Source organism: Thermodesulfobium sp. (genome assembly GCF_053498235.1).
In genome coordinates this window covers 1-18,071 of record NZ_JBRCUV010000008.1, presented here as the reverse complement: position 1 = coordinate 18,071, position 18,071 = coordinate 1, and the positions used below count along the sequence as shown (strand labels likewise).

17 protein-coding genes are annotated in these 18,071 nt (G+C 31.7%); 16 read left to right on the top strand and 1 reads right to left on the bottom strand.

The window, feature by feature from the left end; translation table 11 throughout:
• Positions 1-90: 90 nt before the first annotated feature.
• The 4 genes from leuS (at position 91) to ACWIUX_RS00465 (ending at position 5,662) form a co-directional block, all read left to right on the top strand.
• Positions 91-2,571 carry a leucine--tRNA ligase gene (gene leuS / locus ACWIUX_RS00480; RefSeq protein WP_448588757.1) on the top strand — a complete coding sequence of 827 codons (2,481 nt, stop codon included), beginning with the start codon at positions 91-93 and terminating at the stop codon, positions 2,569-2,571.
• A gap of 9 nt (positions 2,572-2,580) precedes the next feature.
• Positions 2,581-3,159, top strand: coding sequence for a DUF655 domain-containing protein (locus ACWIUX_RS00475; protein ID WP_448588756.1), 579 nt, complete (start codon positions 2,581-2,583; stop codon positions 3,157-3,159).
• A gap of 152 nt (positions 3,160-3,311) precedes the next feature.
• On the top strand, positions 3,312-4,781 hold the full coding sequence (locus tag ACWIUX_RS00470) for a ComEC/Rec2 family competence protein (protein ID WP_448588755.1): 1,470 nt from the start codon (positions 3,312-3,314) through the stop codon (positions 4,779-4,781).
• 11 nt (positions 4,782-4,792) lie between these two features.
• Entirely contained in the window at positions 4,793-5,662 is an 870-nt protein-coding gene (locus ACWIUX_RS00465) for a hypothetical protein (protein ID WP_448588754.1), read from the top strand.
• Here ACWIUX_RS00465 and rpsT read toward each other — a convergent pair.
• Positions 5,622-5,915 carry a 30S ribosomal protein S20 gene (gene rpsT, locus ACWIUX_RS00460; protein ID WP_448588753.1) on the bottom strand — a complete coding sequence of 98 codons (294 nt, stop codon included), beginning with the start codon at positions 5,913-5,915 and terminating at the stop codon, positions 5,622-5,624. The genes ACWIUX_RS00465 and rpsT overlap by 41 nt on opposite strands.
• Positions 5,916-6,036: 121 nt before the next feature.
• Between rpsT and tyrS the strand changes: the two genes are divergently transcribed.
• From tyrS to trxB, 12 genes are all read left to right on the top strand, one after another.
• Positions 6,037-7,218 (top strand): tyrosine--tRNA ligase, encoded by a 1,182-nt coding sequence (gene tyrS, locus ACWIUX_RS00455; protein ID WP_448588752.1) that lies wholly within the window; start codon positions 6,037-6,039, stop codon positions 7,216-7,218.
• A gap of 3 nt (positions 7,219-7,221) precedes the next feature.
• Entirely contained in the window at positions 7,222-7,647 is a 426-nt protein-coding gene (gene dut, locus ACWIUX_RS00450; RefSeq protein WP_448588759.1) for a dUTP diphosphatase, read from the top strand.
• 71 nt (positions 7,648-7,718) lie between these two features.
• Positions 7,719-8,480: a YebC/PmpR family DNA-binding transcriptional regulator gene (locus ACWIUX_RS00445; RefSeq protein ID WP_448588758.1), complete on the top strand. Its 762-nt coding sequence runs from the start codon at positions 7,719-7,721 to the stop codon at positions 8,478-8,480.
• 5 nt (positions 8,481-8,485) lie between these two features.
• Complete coding sequence (locus ACWIUX_RS00440) at positions 8,486-8,962, top strand: crossover junction endodeoxyribonuclease RuvC (protein WP_448588751.1); 477 nt, start codon at positions 8,486-8,488, stop codon at positions 8,960-8,962.
• Position 8,963: 1 nt separating this feature from the next.
• The gene (gene ruvA / locus ACWIUX_RS00435; protein ID WP_448588750.1) at positions 8,964-9,524 is read left to right on the top strand and encodes a Holliday junction branch migration protein RuvA; all 561 of its coding nucleotides are present in this window, start codon (positions 8,964-8,966) and stop codon (positions 9,522-9,524) included.
• Positions 9,521-10,480 carry a Holliday junction branch migration DNA helicase RuvB gene (ruvB, locus tag ACWIUX_RS00430; RefSeq protein ID WP_448588749.1) on the top strand — a complete coding sequence of 320 codons (960 nt, stop codon included), beginning with the start codon at positions 9,521-9,523 and terminating at the stop codon, positions 10,478-10,480. Before ruvA ends, ruvB begins: the two co-directional genes overlap by 4 nt.
• Positions 10,464-11,354: a 5'-3' exonuclease gene (locus ACWIUX_RS00425; protein WP_448588748.1), complete on the top strand. Its 891-nt coding sequence runs from the start codon at positions 10,464-10,466 to the stop codon at positions 11,352-11,354. The genes ruvB and ACWIUX_RS00425 overlap by 17 nt, the downstream gene beginning before the upstream one ends.
• Before the next feature lie 94 nt (positions 11,355-11,448).
• The gene (locus tag ACWIUX_RS00420) at positions 11,449-13,161 is read left to right on the top strand and encodes a 2-oxoacid:acceptor oxidoreductase subunit alpha (protein ID WP_448588747.1); all 1,713 of its coding nucleotides are present in this window, start codon (positions 11,449-11,451) and stop codon (positions 13,159-13,161) included.
• On the top strand, positions 13,148-13,990 hold the full coding sequence (locus ACWIUX_RS00415; RefSeq protein WP_448588746.1) for a 2-oxoacid:ferredoxin oxidoreductase subunit beta: 843 nt from the start codon (positions 13,148-13,150) through the stop codon (positions 13,988-13,990). The genes ACWIUX_RS00420 and ACWIUX_RS00415 overlap by 14 nt, the downstream gene beginning before the upstream one ends.
• Positions 13,984-15,060 (top strand): radical SAM protein, encoded by a 1,077-nt coding sequence (locus tag ACWIUX_RS00410; protein ID WP_448588745.1) that lies wholly within the window; start codon positions 13,984-13,986, stop codon positions 15,058-15,060. Before ACWIUX_RS00415 ends, ACWIUX_RS00410 begins: the two co-directional genes overlap by 7 nt.
• An 84-nt stretch (positions 15,061-15,144) precedes the next feature.
• Positions 15,145-16,212 carry a radical SAM protein gene (locus ACWIUX_RS00405; RefSeq protein ID WP_448588744.1) on the top strand — a complete coding sequence of 356 codons (1,068 nt, stop codon included), beginning with the start codon at positions 15,145-15,147 and terminating at the stop codon, positions 16,210-16,212.
• Between the two features lie 259 nt (positions 16,213-16,471).
• A complete protein-coding gene (trxB, locus tag ACWIUX_RS00400) occupies positions 16,472-18,061 on the top strand; it encodes a thioredoxin-disulfide reductase (protein WP_448588743.1) in 1,590 nt (529 codons plus the stop codon).
• Positions 18,062-18,071: the final 10 nt, after the last annotated feature.

The window sequence follows — 18,071 nt, the reverse complement described above, 5'->3', positions numbered from 1 at the left end:
ATATTTAAATTATTTTAAATCTTATAAAAATTTTGATTTTAGGTTTATAATATTCCAAATACCATACCTAAATTTGGGGAGGCAATATAGTTGGGTTTATATCCTTTTGAAACAATAGAGAAAAAATGGCAAAACGTTTGGAGAGAAAGAAAGGCTTTTAAAACGGATGATAAACAAGGGAGCAAAAAGATGTATATACTTGAGATGTTCCCTTACCCATCTGGAAATTTGCACATGGGTCACGTTAGAAATTATACCATTGGTGATGTGGTAGCACGATATTACAGGATGAAATCATATAATGTGCTTCATCCAATGGGATGGGATGCATTTGGAATGCCTGCTGAAAATGCGGCGATAAAATATGGAGTGCACCCATATGAGTGGACCATAAAGAATATTGCAAACATGAAAAGACAGCTTAACTCTTTAGGTATAAGTTATGACTGGGATAGAGAAATAGCCACATGTCTTCCAGATTACTATAAGTGGAATCAATGGCTTTTTCTTCAATTTTATAAAAAGGGTTTGGTTTATAAGGGAAAATCTAAAGTTAATTGGTGTCCAGAATGTAAAACTGTCCTTGCAAATGAACAAGCCGAAGAGGGAAGATGTTGGCGATGCAAAAGTGAAGTTGAATTGAAAGAATTGGAACAATGGTTTTTTAAGATTACAGATTATGCTGAAGAGCTTTCTAAAGATTTGGAATTACTAGATGGTTGGCCTCAAAAAGTAAAGGTAATGCAGCGAAATTGGATAGGTTTATCTGAAGGCGTGATGATAAAATTTAAATTAAGCGAAAAAGTAAGGGGCTATAAAGAAGATTACATAGAAGTATTTACCACTCGTGCGGATACTTTAGGGGGAGCAACCTTTCTTGTAGTTTCAGCTGAGCATCCTATAGTAAAAAATATTTTAGAAAATAACAAAAATGATGAATTGAGAGAGTTTATTAGAGAATACGAAAGAGAGAAGGTACAAAACAGGTTTACAGTAGGCATAACTGATAAAAAGGGTGTTGACCTTGGAATTTATGTTATAAATCCCCTTACAAATGAAAAAATTCGGGTGTATACATCAAATTACGTACTTATGGGTTATGGAACTGGTGCTGTAATGGGGGTACCAGCTCATGATTCGAGGGATTTTGATTTTGCAAGAGAAAAAAATCTACCAATAAGATATGTGATTAAGCCTGAAGATGATGCCTCGTACAACACGGATAAGGCATATGAAGAGGAAGGAATTGTAATAAACTCACCTCATATCTCAGGACTTAAAAGTTCTGATGCGAAAAAGAAAATTGTAGAGATGTTTCAAGAAAAACAAATTGCAAGATTTGCAAAGCAAATAAGGCTAAGAGATTGGCTTATATCTAGGCAAAGATATTGGGGAACACCTATACCAGTTGTTTATTGCGAAAAATGTGGAATAGTTCCTTTGAGGGAAGAAGATTTGCCTGTAATTTTGCCAACAAATGTTGAATTTACTGGAACTGGAGGTTCTCCTTTATCTAATATTGATGATTTTATAAAAGTAAAATGTCCAGTCTGTGGTTCTGATGCCAGAAGAGAGACTGACACAATGGATACATTTGTTGATTCTTCTTGGTATTATATTAGATTTTGTGATCCAAAGAACGATACTCAACCATTTTCTTTAGAAAAGGCTAAATTTTGGATGAGTGTTGATCAGTACATTGGTGGAGTAGAGCATGCAGTTTTGCACCTTCTATATTCAAGATTCTTTGTAAAGGTATTGCGCGATTTGGGTCTTTTAAATGTTGATGAACCCTTTTCGAATCTTTTGACACAAGGTATGGTTTTAAAAGATGGAGAAAAGATGTCAAAGTCTAAAGGTAATATTGTTGATCCTGAAGAAATAATCTCAACGTATGGTGCTGATACTGCAAGAATATTTATTCTCTTTGCTGCTCCTCCAGAAAAAGACCTTGAATGGAGCGATCAGGGAGTGGAGGGTGCCCATCGTTTCTTGACAAGAGTATGGAAACTGTTTAATGAAAATTTTGAATATATAAAAGATGTTGATTCTTCTGTTGGATCAGATTTAAATGAAGATGAAATCTATATTTATAAAAAATTAAATAAAACTTTACTGAAAGCCAGTAATGATATCGAAAATAAGTTTCACTTTAATACTTCTATTGCCGCTTTGATGGAATTTACGAATGAATTTTCTTATTCTCTTAGGAATAAAAAAATTAGACCTGAAATAGTAAAGAAAATATTTGAAACATTTACAATAATTCTTTCTGTTTTTGCGCCTCATATATCAGAAGAAATATGGTCAAGAATGGGGCACGAAGAACTTATATGTTTTCAGAGTTGGCCAGAAGTTGATCCTAATTATCTTGAAGACGATATATGTACAATAGCAATACAAGTTAATGGAAAATTAAGAGATAAGATTATGGTTGAAAAGGATCAGGAGGAAGAAGTTATAGAAGACAAAGTAATGTCGAGTTTAAGAGTTAAAAAATTTATAGAGGGAAAGAAGATTTTGAAAAAGATTTATGTGAAAAATAAAATTTTTAATATAGTGGTCAAGTAAACTTATGACATGAAAGAGAAACTTCCATTAGTATTATCACTATTTTTTATTGCTTTTGTTATAGCTTTTTGGAGTTTTAGCAATAGCACAAATAATTCAGCGAACGATATTGTTGATTCAAAAGATAAACAAGCAAACCAATATAGTGATAAAAGCAAAGGTAGTAGAGTAAAAATCAAAACTACAACAGCAGAAAGAAATATAGTTGTTCACATAAAGGGAGCCATAAAAAATCCAGGCGATTATGAAATTCCTTATGGTTCAACAGTTCAGGACTTAATAGTTATTGCTGGAGGATGTTTGGAAGGCGCTGATACCTCTACTTTAGCCTTAAATAAAACCTTAAAACCTAATCAAACGATAAAAGTACCTTTATCCAATTCAAGATTAGTTCAGGATAATATTGTCAACGTAAATCTCGCATCGTTAGAAGAACTTGATTCGTTGCCTGGCATTGGTAAGATAACTGCAGAAAAGATTATCAACGAGAGAAACAAATCAAAGTTTCAAGATTTAGAAGATTTTAAACAACGATTAAACTTTTCAAATTCAAAAATTGAGCAATTAAAAGGACTTATAACCTTTTGATTTGGCGTTATCCTCTAATTTTACCCACGTTGTCATTTTGTGCAGGAATATTTCTTTACTATAATTATTCAAATTTTGCACTTTTTATATATTTTTTTACTGCTTTGTTCTTCTTTTTAATCTCTTTTGATGTAAAGAGGTTCAAATTTTATATGCTGATAGGTTTAATCTCGCTAATGCTACTATTTAGTGGTTTATTAATTTCATATTGTAAGGATTTATCCAGGTTTAATTATAAAAATTTTTTCTTTTCTGCTTCAGTAATTAATCAGAAAAACAACATTTTAAAGGTTATCTTGTACACTCCCGAACCATTTGCTTTAAAAATTGAAAGGGTAATATCTAGAGAAAAAACAAATTTTCAGCAAGGAGATAATATATTATTTGATGGTGAACCAATTAAGAATTCTTTAATTATTGCAAATAAAATTGAAAAAACAGGTTCAAACAACACATTCTTTTTTAAAAGATATATTGAAGATTCTATTAAAAAGAATATGACAGAAAAATCAGGCAATATTTTTGGTGCGATGTTATATGGAGACGATCTTTTTCAGCCATCTAAAGAAATTTATAATGCGTTTAATCGCACTGGCCTTTTACACATACTTGTAGTATCTGGTGCTCAGGTATCAATGATATTTTCTACGCTTTTTTACTTTTTAAAGAGAATGTCAATAAATCCCATTATATCTTTTTTTATTATATTTTCTTTAACGCTGCTATTCTGTGTAAATGTAGGCCTTGACCCACCAGTTATGAGAGCTGGCTGTTTAATACTATTAATTGCACTTGCAGAGCTATTTAGACTTAACTATTCAACATTCAACCTAACTTTGTTTGTATTAATATTACTTCTTTTATTTGAACCATATTCTCTTTTTGATATTAGTTTTCAACTAACGTTTTTGTGTATCTTTGCAATGTTTTTTGCAAGTGAAATAAGAAATAGACTAAAAATTAATAATTATTTAATTGAACTATTTTTGCTTTCATTTTCTGTGTTTATTTTTCTTTTTCCTCCAATAGTGAATTACTTTAGTAACATCTCTTTTTTGGCCTTAGTTACAAACATATTTATAACTCCATTTTTGGAAATATTTTTGCTTTTTGGTTTTTTGCTAAGTTTTCTTATGATTATTGCAGGTGGTTTTTCTCAATATATTGGTCAATTTATAACGCATATAACTGATTTTATTGTATATGTAATAAACGGATGGTCACTGCTTCCACTATCTTCAGTTTTTTCTGCAAAAATACCTATTTTTTGTGTATACCTTTATTATTTGGTTTTATTTTTGATAATTTTTAATAAATATAATTCTCTCATATTTTATCTTTTTGTAGTATTCTTAATTTTTTCGTTGTTGTTTTTAAAGAGTGATGATATAAAAGTTTATAATGATAAAAAAGGAGTAATCTTAAAATCGAGTGAGGGAAGTTTTGAGTTTTATAAACAAACTAATGGTTGTTTAGTAAAAACTCAAAATGGTAAGTTTTTTATTCCAGTCAACCAATTTTTTAAACCTTTGAAAGATGTTATTGTGTTTTGTGATAAAGAAGTAGTTAGAATCTATCATGATTATAAATTAATTTATCCAGACTCATATACTTATGAATAAAGAGGTAAATAATGAAGAAAGTTGAAGAAAGATACAAAATTGATTTAAAACTTAAAAATTTATTCGTAGGAAATCTTTCCATGTGGCATGACTATTTGGGAAAATACTTTAGAGAAGAGAAGATAAATGTTGTGGAAGTAAACAGTATAGAAGAGCTCAAAGATAATTTTGGTTCTTTTTCATTATTTGGGGGAGAGTGTGTATACTTTAAGACTTTTGAAATTACAAAGGAAAATGCTAAATTAATTCTTGAATTAAATGCCTCTGAAGACAAAAGGTTGTTTATCGTTTGTGAAAAAATTAATGCAATGACTTTAAAAAGTCTTGAGAATAAGGGAATTAAAATTTTCAAGGAGGATTTTAATTTTGTAATTATTGCTTTTGAGAATTTTTTTGAAAAATATAAATTTAATCTTGATAAGAGACTGGTTAAAGAAATTTATAATACATACGAAAAAAATTATGAATGGACTAAAAATGAACTTTTAAAGGTGTTTTTAGGTTCTAGTTCCTCATTGTTTGAATCAAAAAAAATATGGGATATTTCTAAACTATTTTTTGAAGGTAAAAATGTTAAAGATCTCTCTTTATTTAACATAAAATCAGATGATGTTTTTGTTTTAATAGAGGTTTTAAAAAGGGATCTGCTTTTTGCTTATTTTAATATTAGCTATCGTAATTTTCTAAGATTAGATCAAGATAAAATTTGGCAAATGAAACACGCTATAAATACAAAACTTCATCCAAAAAAAATCAGTCAAGTTCTCTTAAGAATTTTAAAAACAGAAGGGCAGCTGAAATCTGGCCTTCTGTCCACTGAGGATTCTTTACAGCTTATACTTAAGACTCTTTTTTCTGATTCAGGAAATCATTTAATTTGATTTGAAGCTGAGATTTTTTTCTTGAAGCTTTGTTTTTAGAAAAAATATTTTTCTTAGCCAGCCTATCAACTAGGCTAACTGCTTTTTTGAAAAGCTCAATGGCTTTTTCTTTTTGTTCTAAAGCTGTTTCGCTAAGAATAAATTTTTCAAAATTTTTAATACTGGTTTTGGTAGCTGATTTTAATGACTGATTATGTTGTTTTTTTCTTAAGCTTTTTCTTAAAGCTCTAGCTGCTGTTCTTGTAACGGGCATATAATTCCTCCATTTTTTGTTTTTCTATAAATTTTTGACGAAAGTAAATTATAACATGTTATTCAAAGTCTGTCTTGTATATGATATCATTCCTTATGTAACTTTGAAAGGAGGGTTTTTGTTGAACTTTGAAGAATCAATTAAGCTAATTAAAAGGGGAACGGAAGAGATTATACCTATTGAAGACCTTGAAAAAAAGATTAGATCTGGTAGAAAGTTAAACATCAAATTGGGAATTGATCCTACAGCACCTGATTTGCACCTAGGCCACACTGTTGTCCTTAGAAAGTTAAAAAATTTTCAGGATTTGGGACACAACGTAATATTAATTATTGGCGACTTTACAGCCTTAATAGGAGATCCAACTGGTAAGTCGAAGACTAGACCATCACTTAGTGCTGAAGAAATTAAAAAGAATGCAGAAACCTATAAAGCTCAAGCCTTTAAGATTTTAGATGAGAAGAAAACCGTTATAAAATATAATTCTGAGTGGTTATCCAAGATTAGTTTAGAAGAGTTAATAAAAATTAGCGCAAAATTTACTGTTGCAAGGATTCTGGAGAGGGAAACGTTTTCAGAAAGACTAAAAGCGAATGAACCTATTAGTCTTCACGAAATTTTGTATCCATTGTTACAAGCATATGATTCTGTGGCTATCAATGCTGATGTAGAACTTGGTGGAACTGATCAAACTTTCAATCTCCTGATAGGTAGAGACCTGATGGAAAAAATGGGGATGGAGCCACAAGTATGTTTGACGATGCCAATTATTGCTGGGCTTGATGGAAAACAGAAAATGAGCAAAAGTCTTGGGAATTACGTTGGAATTTCAGAGGATCCAAAAGAAATATTTGGAAAACTTATGTCAATACCTGATGAACTCTTAAGACAATATCTTATTTTGCTTACAGATTTTACTGAGGAAGAGATTTCTAAGTTTTTTGAAAAGTATAGTAATCCAAAAGAAATAAAAAAGATCCTGGCTTTTGAAATCACAAAGAAATATACCTCAGAAGAGGACGCGTTAAAAGCAAAAGAAAATTTTGAAGCAGCCTTTGAGAGAAGAGATTTTCCTAATGATGCTCCCGAATATCAATGGCCGTATGAAAATGAAAATGAAATTTGGTTGCCAAAACTTTTAGTCGATCTCAGATTGTTAAAAAGTACAAGCGAAGGAAAAAGGCTTATTTCTCAGGGTGCTATAGAGATTAATGATGAAGTTATAACAGATGAAAAGTTTATAGTTAAGAAGGGAAGGTTTAAGTTAAAAGTAGGGAGAAAAATTTTTGCAAGGGTCTATTAGATGATAAATGTAATAATTGAATTAATAAATGACAAGTGTATGCCAGAAAAAAAAACTGAAGGTAGCAGCGGATATGATATAAAAGCGTATATTGATAAACCTCTTGAACTTTCGAAGGGGGAGATAAAGTTAATCCCAACTGGCTTTAAGGTTCAGATCCCAACAGGATATGAGGCTCAAATAAGATCTAGAAGCGGTTTAGCTTTAAAGGGTATTTTTGTATTGAATAGTCCTGGAACAATAGATTCTGATTATAGGGGTGAAATAAAAGTAATTTTAATTAATTTGGGTGACAGAAACTTTACTATAAATCCCTATGATAGAATTGCTCAAATGGTTTTTCAAAAGGTATGCGATGTAAAATTTGTTTTTTCTAATTTGAATGAAACTGAAAGAAATGAAAAGGGGTTTGGTCATACAGGAGTTTGAAATTTTTGTTATAATTTATTAGAGTTTCTAGCTTTGTATTGAAAATTTTCTTGTTTTTTGGAGGTGTAAACATTTCTGGTCATTCTAAATGGGCTAATATTAAGCATAAGAAATCAAAAGAAGATGCAATTAGAGGGCGGATTTTTACAAAACTTGCCAGAGAGTTAACGGTAGCCGCAAGAACTGGTGGCGGTAATCCTGAAGCCAACCCAAGGTTAAGAATAGCAATTGAAAAGGCAAAAAGTGTAAATATGCCTTCTGATAATATTAAAAGGGCGATTCAAAAAGGCACAGGAGAACTTAATGACGGTACAAATTATGAAGAATTATTGTATGAGGGTTATGGACCACTAGGCGTTGCTGTTTTAATGCAAGTTACTACTGATAATAAAAATAGAACTGCTCCTGAACTCAGAAAGATATTTTCAAAATACGGTGGAAGTATGGCTGAAGCTGGAGCTGTTGCCTGGATGTTTTCAAGAAAGGGCGAGATTATTATAGAAGGTGAAAACGAGGAAAAGATTATGGAATTGGCTATTGAAGAGGATCTATCAATTGATGATGTAGAACAAAGTGATGGAGAAACAAAGATAACTACCGAGCCAGAAAATCTCTATCAAGTTCAAAACAAACTTAAGAGTCATAACTTTAATATAACTAGCTGTGAATTGGTTATGGTGCCTTCAACATACGTTCAAATTAATAATATTTCTGATGCAAAAAAGGTTCTGAACTTTTTAGAACAATTAGAAGATCACGACGATGTACAAAATGTTTACTCTAATTTTGATATTCCAGACGAAATTATGAAAGAGGTAGAAAAAGAAAGTTAATTAAAATGATTATTTTAGGAGTTGATCCTGGAGTAGCTGATATAGGATATGCTATTGTAAAAAGGGAAGAGAAAGTTAATTTAGAGGGTTGTGGCTTGATTCAACTTTACAACTGCAGTCAGGACGAAAGACTATGTAAAATATTTGAAGAGTTAAATTTTATTGTTGATAAATATAATCCTGATGTGTGTTCAATAGAAAAGCTTTTTTACTTTAAAAATCAAAAGACTGTTATGGACGTATCTGAAGGTAGAGGAATAATAAAGTTGGTTTTAAATAAAAGAAATATCAAATACAAAGAGTATACCCCAAAAGAAGTGAAGCGTTTGATATCTGGAAATGGACTTGCAAATAAGGCTCAAGTCAGAAGATCGGTAGAATACATTTTAGGGCAAAATTTTAGCAACCTAAGGGATGACGTGACTGACGCGATTGCGTTGGCACTTGTATATTCGGATAATGATAGCATATATAGTAGGTAATTTGATTGGATTTATTGAAAATGGTATAATTGTCGAAAATAACGGTTTAGGGTATTTAATTAAACTTCCGCCCTATCTTTATGAGAAAAATAAAAATAAAAAGGGTGATATTGTAGAACTTTACATAAGTCATCAATTCATCGCAGAGACCCAACAACTTTTTGGTTTTGAGTCAATCTCAGATCTTGAAAGCTTTCAAAAGCTCTTAAAAATTCATGGAGTTGGCGTGAAACTTGCGTTGCAAATTATATCTTCGTTCAAAACCAATCCAACCTTGATTCTTGATTTGAAGAATGATCGTATAAATTCCTTGAAATCAATTCCTGGAGTAGGTGAAAAAACCGCTAGAAGAATATTTGAAGAGTTAAAGGGGTGCTTCCCAGAATTTTCTGAGATAAAGTTCGACGATAAAGCAAAATTGGCTGTTGATGCACTGGTTACTTTGGGCGTTACATTCCAAAGAGCTAAAGAGGTTGTAATTGATACACTAAAGGAAATACAGGATTTGAGTTCTGTTAAAAGTGAAGATATTATTACTATTGCTATTCAAAAAATAAGATGAATATATTAAGACCAAAGTCATTTGATGAATATATTGGGCAGAAAAATATAAAAAGACTTTTAAAAATTTCTGTAGATGCTGCAAAGAAAAGAAACGAGATGCTAGATCATATATTGCTTTCTGGTCCTCCTGGTCTTGGAAAAACTACTCTTGCTTCAATACTTGCATATGAGATGGGAAAGAACTTTAAATTTGCAATAGCATCAGCGTTGCAGAAGCCAATAGATCTTGTCGGGCTTCTAACTTCAATTGATAAAGAAGGCTCTGTTATATTTATTGACGAAATTCATAGACTACCGAAAAACTTAGAAGAAATCTTGTATATTTCAATGGAAGATTATATTGTAGACATCAGCGTTTCAAAGGGTGTTGGGGCACAAAGCATTAGATTGAATTTGCCTCCTTTTACGCTGATTTGTGCAACTACAAAACCTGGCTTGCTCTCTTCGCCTCTTATTGATAGATTTGGAATTCATGGATATTTTGAATTTTATCAAATCGATGAATTAACAGCTATTATCAAAAGATCTGCTCAGTTTCTTAATTTAGAAATTGATGATGATGCCTGTGAATTTTTGGCTAAAAGGTCAAGATTTACTCCAAGAGTAGCTAATAAACTTTTAAGAAGAGTTAGAGATTACGTTCAGGTTAATAAAATCAAAGCAATAAATTTAGAAGCTGCAAAGAAGTCTCTAGAAATTATAAATATTGACGATTTAGGGCTTAATGATCTTGATAGGAAGTATCTACGCGCTCTAAAGGATGTTTTTAAAAATGGGCCTGCGGGTATAGATAATATTTCTCAGTTTCTAGGTGAAAGTCCTGAAACAATTGAAGATCTTTGTGAGCCATATCTTTTAAAGATTGATTTTATCCAACGAACCCCGAGAGGTAGAGTACTAACTGAAAACGCACTAAACTATTTGGAAAGTTATAATTATGAAAAATCTTTTTGATCTGGACAGGACAATTTGTCTAATTGACGCACATTCTGTTATATATAGAGCATATTATGCTATACCTGAGTTAAACTCTTCAACAGGTGTACCCACAAATGCACTTTATGGCTTTATTAATATCCTATTAAAGTTAATAAAAGAAGAGGATCCTTATTCCATATTTGTGGCATTTGACTCTCCTGAAAAAACCTTTAGACATGAAAGTTTTAAAGAGTATAAAGCATCAAGACCAAAGATGCCAGAATCACTTGTCTCCCAAATCTTTTTAATTAAAAATTTTTTAAAACTTATGAATATTCAGTTTTACGAGATACCTGGATACGAAAGCGATGATATAGTAGCTAGCATGATGAAGCAAATTTTAAAAAAAGATTTTGACATTTTAATATTAACAGGTGATTTTGACCTGCTTCAGCTTGTCAGTGAAAGAGTAAAGGTACTGATTATGAAGAAAGGTATTAGTGATGTAGAGAAATATGATTTAAACAAATTTATAGAAAAATTTGAGATTAAACCATATCAAATTGCTGATATGAAAGCATTGTCGGGTGACTCCTCTGATGAGATTCCAGGTGTTAAGGGGATAGGAAAAAAAACAGCTATTGAGATATTGAAACAATTTGATACTGTAGAAACGCTATTACAAAATATTGAACGGCTGAAGAATAAGAAATATAAAGAATTGATCTATGAAAACAAAGATAAAATCCTTTTTTACAAATCTATAACTCTACTTGATACAGATATTTCAATAGAAATTGATATTAAGGAAAAGCCATGGGAGAATCTTACTGAGGATCAAAAGGTATCTCTTAAAAAATTTCTTGAATCATTGGATCTAAAAAGTATTCTAAAAAAGCTTTTTAATTAAGAATTTTTAAAAAATTATTACAATTCTACTTGATTATTTTTTTGCAAAAGGTTATTATTAATACTAATATAAAACTTATGCAGAGAGGTTATGTATGGAATGTACCATAAGAATATGTGGTGAAGCGGGTCAAGGTATTCAAACTACAGGGGAGGGATTCTCAAGGCTCTTTAGCTCTTTGGGATACAACGTATATTCTTTTCAGGATTATGAATCCAGAATAAGAGGAGGGCATAACTTTTATCAGATAAGCTTCAGCACTGAAGAGATATACGCTCCAAGAAAATACATAGATTTAATAATTACTTTTGACAAAAAGGGATTGGAATATAAAAACTTACTCCGTGAGGGGGGTATTGTAGTCTATGATGCTGATTCTTTAAAACATTATGAATCGGACGAAAGATTTGTAAATTGTCCTTTCAGAAAGATGCTAAAAGATGCAGGACTTAAAAATATATTTGAAAATGTAGTATCTCTTGCACTGGTATCAAATATGTTTTCTATTGATAGAAAATATGTTTATAAAGTTATCCGAGATATTTTCTCTGATAAATCGGAAGATATAATAGAACAAAATATAAAGGTAATAGATATTGGATATAACTTTGATATAAAAAAGAAAATAGATTTACCATCTGTAAGTAATAATAGTAAAATTTTGCTTGATGGAGTAAAAGGAATTGGTATTGGAGCTATCGGATCAGGCTGCAAATTTTATTCAGCATATCCTATGACTCCTTCTACAGGGGTTTTTCAATATATTGGTGCAAACGCAGAAAAATTTAATATTGTAGTTGAGCAGGCTGAGGATGAAATAAGCGCTATAAACATGGCTCTTGGAGCATCATTTGCAGGAGTTAGAGCTATGACTGGAACTTCGGGCGGTGGTTTTGCACTAATGAACGAAGCCCTATCTCTTGCAGGAATGACAGAAACGCCCATAGTAATTCTCCTATCTCAACGTCCAGGCCCTGCAACAGGTTTTCCAACAAGAACTGAACAGGGTGAATTACTTTATGCCATAAATGCAGGGCATGGAGAATTTGCAAGAGTTGTATTTGCTCCCGGGGACCCTCTTGAATGTGCTCTTCTTACAAATAAGGCATTTGACATTGCTGAAAAATATCAAGTACCCGCTATTATTTTGACGGATCAACATCTGGTAGATTCTTTGTACTCTTACGAAAGGGATTTAAAAATAGAACTAAAAAATCACGATTATAGACTTAGATCGGTTGAATTTGAAAACTATCCAAACTATAAAAGACACAAATTTTTAGATTTTACTAAAAATATACCTTTGTGTCCTTTAGCTGTTCCTGGAGATAGCAGGCAGTTAGTATTTACAGATAGCGATGAGCATGACGAAGATGGTCATATAACTGAAGATGGCGAAGTTAGAAAGAAACAACTCGAAAGAAGATACTTTTGGAAAATTGAAAACATAAGAAAAGAGATATCCCCTCCCAAAATTTATGGCGATAAAAATTCAAAGATAGTATTGGTTGGTTTTGGATCAAATCTTGGGATTCTTAAAGAAATAGTTAACAACAAGAGATTATCAATATGCGCCATACATTATTGCGAGATTTTTCCACCCCCTCTACGTGAAAATTCTGAAGAAGCGCTAAATATCTTGTTTAACGCTTACAAAACAATATGTATTGAAAACAATGCTTCTGGACAGTTTCAAAGATTTCTTGAATCAGAATATAATTTTAAATTTTCCAGTAATATCAGAAAATTTGATGGTAGGCCTTTTAATTATGACGAGGTTTTGGAGGGTATTTATGCAATCATATAGAGATTTTGATAACGGTATAATTCCTGCTTGGTGTCCTGGATGTGGAAATTTTGGTATTTTAGATGCGTTTAAAAAAGCACTTTTCGAGTTAAATATTGAACCACACGAGATTATATTAGTCTCAGGAATAGGTCAATCAAGCAAATTGCCGCATTATCTAAAATGTAATGGTTTTAATGGTTTACATGGAAGGTCATTACCTGTAGCCACGGGAATTAGTGTAGCTAATCATAAACAAAAGATAATAGTTTTCGGAGGAGATGGGGATACATATGGAGAAGGTGGCAATCACCTTTTACACGCCTTTAGAAGAAATCCGAACATAACACTCTTTGTTCATAACAATGGAGTATACGGTCTTACAAAAGGCCAGGCATCCCCTACAACAGAATTTGGCAGACACACAAAAGCCCAGCCTTTTGGAGCTCTTTCTGAGCCTCTAAATCCCCTAGCACTTGCAATTGCTATGGATTGTTCATTTGTAGCAAGGAGTTTTTCTGGAAATCTAGAACACCTAAAAAACATTATGAAGATGGCTATAATGCACGAAGGGTTTGCACTTGTGGACATACTTCAAATATGCGTAAGTTTTAATAAAGTTAATAATTTTGAATGGTATAAGAATAGAGTATATGAATTTAAAGCCGAATACGATCTTACTGATAAATTAAGAGCTTTTGAAAAATCACAAGAATTTGGTGATAGGATTCCTCTTGGCGTATTTTATTCAAAACCCAGATCTACCTTTGAAAGAAATATACCTGTAATAAAAGAGAACACTCTAGTTTCCTTACAAAATTTTCCAGATATAGAATCTTTAATATGCTAAAATTTGATTTCTTTATTCAAGTTCACCTTACAGAGAGGTGTAATCTACGCTGTAAGCACTGTTATCAAGAAAATCAGACATCTGAGTTAAGCTTGGAAGAATGGAAAAAGTTTTTTGTATATTGTAAAGAACTTATTGGCGAATGGCAGGCTCAATACGATATTGAAATTCCCCTTCTAATAAAACTTACAGGTGGTGAACCTTTTTTAAGAGAAGACTTTTTTGATATTGTAGAGTTTTTAAACGAAAATGATATTGAACCATATATCCTTACTAATGGTACTCTTATTGATGAAAATATGATTGCAAAGTTAAAAGAATTAAAGTTTAACGGATTCCAAATAAGCATTGAAGGAAATAAGATTACTCATGATGGTATAAGAGGAGAGGGCACTTTCACTAAGGTTAAAGAAGCTGTTAGACTTTTGAGGCGTGAAAACTTTAAAGTATTTTTAAAAACTACCATATCAAGACTTAATTACAAAAATTTAGATGATTTAATTGATATTGCAAAAGATTGGAAAGTTGATGGTTTAGGATTCTCAAGGTTGGTTCCTATTGGCAAAGGCTCAGTTTTGCAAGACAATATGCTTTCAAGTTCAGAATTAAAAGATTTCTATTTAAATTTGAAATCAAAAAATATTGCTTCATTTGATTTGTTGGTGGAGGATCCTCTAGGGGTTAGCGTGCTTGATAGTGAATTCAAAGATAAGGTTAATACAGTCGGGGGTTGTTCGGCTGGTTTTTCAAGTATAACAGTCATGTCTGATGGAACTATTGTTCCTTGCAGAAGAATGCCAATTCCCTTGGGAAACATACTGACAGATGACTTAAGGGAAATCTGGTCTGATAATGAAATATTACTATCTCTTAGAGTTAAAAACGTATATAAAAACGGCTGTAATAATTGTCTATATTGGAACATATGCCGAGGATGTAGGGCAATAGCTTACTCTTTATCAAAAGAGAGAGATGGTTGGCTTGACAAAGATCCTCAGTGTTTTTTAACTGAGTCTTTGATAGAATATAAGACTAAAGAAGGAGGTGATAAAGGTGAAGAAAGAGTTTGATAAGAAGATCCTTGAAAAGGAGGCAGACTTCTGGAATAAGATTAAGGACAATCTTAAGAAAGGTTCTGGAAAGGTCTGCCGTAAGTGAAAAAGCTGATAGAAGATCGTTCAGCTGTCAGTTTGGCAGCTAATATGGTTATTCCATTTACAATTCAAATACACATTACTGAAAGGTGTAATCTGAATTGTAGGCACTGTTACCAAGAAAATGAACTTACTGAAGAAATGAACCTTAAAGAAATTAAAGACTACACGCAAGAAATATTAGAGGTAGTAAACGATTGGGCAGATAAGTCTAAAATTACTTTTCTGCCCAATGTAAATTTATTAGGGGGAGAGGTTTTTGTAAGAAAGGATTGGGAGAGTATTTTAGATTTCTTATCAAAAAATAAAATAGATTACTATATTTTAACAAATGCTACTTTAATAGATAAAGAAATTGCAAAGAAGCTGAAAGCTTTTCATGTATCTGGAGTACAAGTTAGTCTAGATGGTCCTGAAAAAATCCATGACTATATTAGAGGTAAAGGTTCTTTTAGGAAAGCCGTTATCGGTATAAATAACCTTATAGAAAATGAAATTGACGTAACTTTGAATACAACAATTTCAAAAATTAATTATAGATTTTTTGAAGATCTATTTGAAATTGCCAAATCTTTACAAGTAAGTGGACTAGTCTTCTCAAGATTGGTCCCTACTGGACATTCACAAAATAGTAAGGATTTAATATTAAGTAAAGATGAATTAAGAACAGTTTATAATTTTGTTAAAGAAAAAAATAAGAATTCAACTTTTAAAATTAACACAGGCGATCCGATTGCTTCTCTATATATTGATTGTGAAACGTTTTATGGTTTTGGCGGTTGTGCAGCAGGTTTTGCTGGTATAACAGTTTTAAGCGATGCAACACTTGTTCCTTGTAGGAGATTGAAGATTCCAATTGGAAATTTGAAAAGAGACTCTTTTAGAGAAATATGGTCAAACTCTAAGGTATTAAATAAACTTAGAGACCAAAAAAATTATTTCGGAAAATGCAAAGAATGTTCTGAATTTATGAAATGTAGAGGATGCAGGGCGGTAAGCTTTGCTTTATCGACAAGACAAGAAGATAAATATCTTGATGAAGATCCTCAGTGTATTTTTTTTGATTAAAATTTCTCAAATATATTTGGTTTAAACATTGCTACATATATAAAGAATATTGAAAACAAAGTACTAATAATTCTCACATAAAGGTTAAAAGGAAATGAGTATGCTACTATCAATAATATGGCTACTGTGAACAACATAATAGCTCTGATTAATTTAGGCAAAATTATCTCCTTTAAAATATGATAATAGTTTCTATTTACTAAATTTTAACATTAAACGTATTAAATTAAAATAGAGCTTTAAAAAAGGGAGTGGTAAGATGGGAATTATTGATGAAAGGATTAAAAATTCTTTAAAAGAAAGCTTTGCAATACTAAATGAGAAGGTAAATATAAAAGTCTTACTTCCAGAAACTAAAGATCAATTTTACGATTATGCAAAAGAGATATTTGAAGTATTACCTGAATTATCTGATAAGATTTCAGTTCAATTTATATCAAAAAGCGATATGCCATCGAATATTATTGACGATGATGTGAGGTGTCCCATTATTATATTTGACGATAAAAAATTAGATGCAATTTTCGTTGGTACGCCTATCGGAGAAGAGGCTCACACATTGGTTAATGCGATTCTTGTCATATCTGGATCCAAACAATTTTTGTCTGAGAAAGATATATCCTTAATTAAGGACATCAAAAAAGAGACAATTGTAGAAGTATACGTCAGTCCTACCTGCCCATATTGTCCACAACAGGCTATTATAGCCATTAACGCAAGTATGGTCAACAAGAATATTAAAACAAGAATAGTAGAAATATTTGAAAATAAAGATATTGCCCAAAAAAAGGCTATTAGGTCAGTACCAGTGACTTTTGTCGATAAAGAACAGGTAGCAGTTGGCCTTCAATCAAATGAAGAATTTGTTCTATCCTTGATAGGTAAAGATGTTCAAGAGCTTCTGTTTAGCAGTAAAAAAAAGATAAAAGAATTTGATTTAACCATAGTAGGAGCTGGGCCTGCAGGTCTATCTGCTGCTATATATGCTAAAAGATCAGGTCTTTCTGTAGGAATTTTTGAAAGAGAAATGGTTGGTGGTCAAGTATTAACAACCCCACAAGTAGAAAATTATCCAGGATTTACTAGTATTTCAGGCAAATCATTAGTTGATATTCTAACACAACATGCTTTGAATTATGTGGAAATTAATATTGGAGAAGAGGTAAAAAAGGTAAGAAAGATAGATGACTATTTTGAGATAGTTACATCTGATGACCTATACAAGTCAAAGGCTGTATTAATAGCAAGCGGTGCATCAAAGAAAAAATTAAACGTTTTAGGAGAAAACTATTTTTATGGAAAAGGAATAAGTTATTGTGCGCTTTGTGATGGATATTTTTATAAAGGGAAAAAGGTTTTTGTTGTGGGAGGAGGAAACACAGCGCTTACTGATGCGATATATCTAAAAAACATTGGTTCAGATGTAACGCTAATTCACAGAAGAGATACGTTGAGAGCTGAAAAATATTTACAGGATTCCTTTTTCAAACTTGGTATAGAAGTAATATGGAATAGTGAAGTAAAAGAAATTATGGGAAAAGAATCTGTAGAGTTTATTAAAATTATAAATAGAGTAACGGGTGAAGAGCAAACCATTGAGCTGGATGGGCTTTTTGTAGCAATTGGATATGAGCCAAACAACTTACTTGCTAAAGATTTGGGGGTTCAGCTAGATGAAGGAGGTTATATAAAGGTCGATAGAAATATGAGAACCAATATTCAAAGAGTATATGCAGCAGGCGATATAGCTGGAGGAGAGAAACAAATTGTTGTCGCAGTTGCAAGAGGAGCTATAGCTGCAACCTCTGCTTTTGAAGATTTGTTATCACCTTATTGGATTAAAAAATAAACATTAAAAA

Excerpts from the sequence above, each read along its gene's own strand:
- ACWIUX_RS00470 (WP_448588755.1), top strand. The coding sequence starts at position 3,312 with ATGCTGATAGGTTTAATCTCGCTAATGCTACTATTTAGTGGTTTATTA.
- ruvB (WP_448588749.1), top strand. The coding sequence starts at position 9,521 with ATGAATATATTAAGACCAAAGTCATTTGATGAATATATTGGGCAGAAA.
- ACWIUX_RS00410 (WP_448588745.1), top strand. The coding sequence starts at position 13,984 with ATGCTAAAATTTGATTTCTTTATTCAAGTTCACCTTACAGAGAGGTGT.
- ACWIUX_RS00415 (WP_448588746.1), top strand. The coding sequence starts at position 13,148 with ATGCAATCATATAGAGATTTTGATAACGGTATAATTCCTGCTTGGTGT.
- trxB (WP_448588743.1), top strand. The coding sequence starts at position 16,472 with ATGGGAATTATTGATGAAAGGATTAAAAATTCTTTAAAAGAAAGCTTT.
- rpsT (WP_448588753.1), bottom strand. The coding sequence starts at position 5,915 with ATGCCCGTTACAAGAACAGCAGCTAGAGCTTTAAGAAAAAGCTTAAGA.
- ACWIUX_RS00420 (WP_448588747.1), top strand. The coding sequence starts at position 11,449 with ATGGAATGTACCATAAGAATATGTGGTGAAGCGGGTCAAGGTATTCAA.
- ACWIUX_RS00440 (WP_448588751.1), top strand. The coding sequence starts at position 8,486 with ATGATTATTTTAGGAGTTGATCCTGGAGTAGCTGATATAGGATATGCT.
- ACWIUX_RS00475 (WP_448588756.1), top strand. The coding sequence starts at position 2,581 with ATGAAAGAGAAACTTCCATTAGTATTATCACTATTTTTTATTGCTTTT.
- ACWIUX_RS00425 (WP_448588748.1), top strand. The coding sequence starts at position 10,464 with ATGAAAAATCTTTTTGATCTGGACAGGACAATTTGTCTAATTGACGCA.
- ACWIUX_RS00465 (WP_448588754.1), top strand. The coding sequence starts at position 4,793 with ATGAAGAAAGTTGAAGAAAGATACAAAATTGATTTAAAACTTAAAAAT.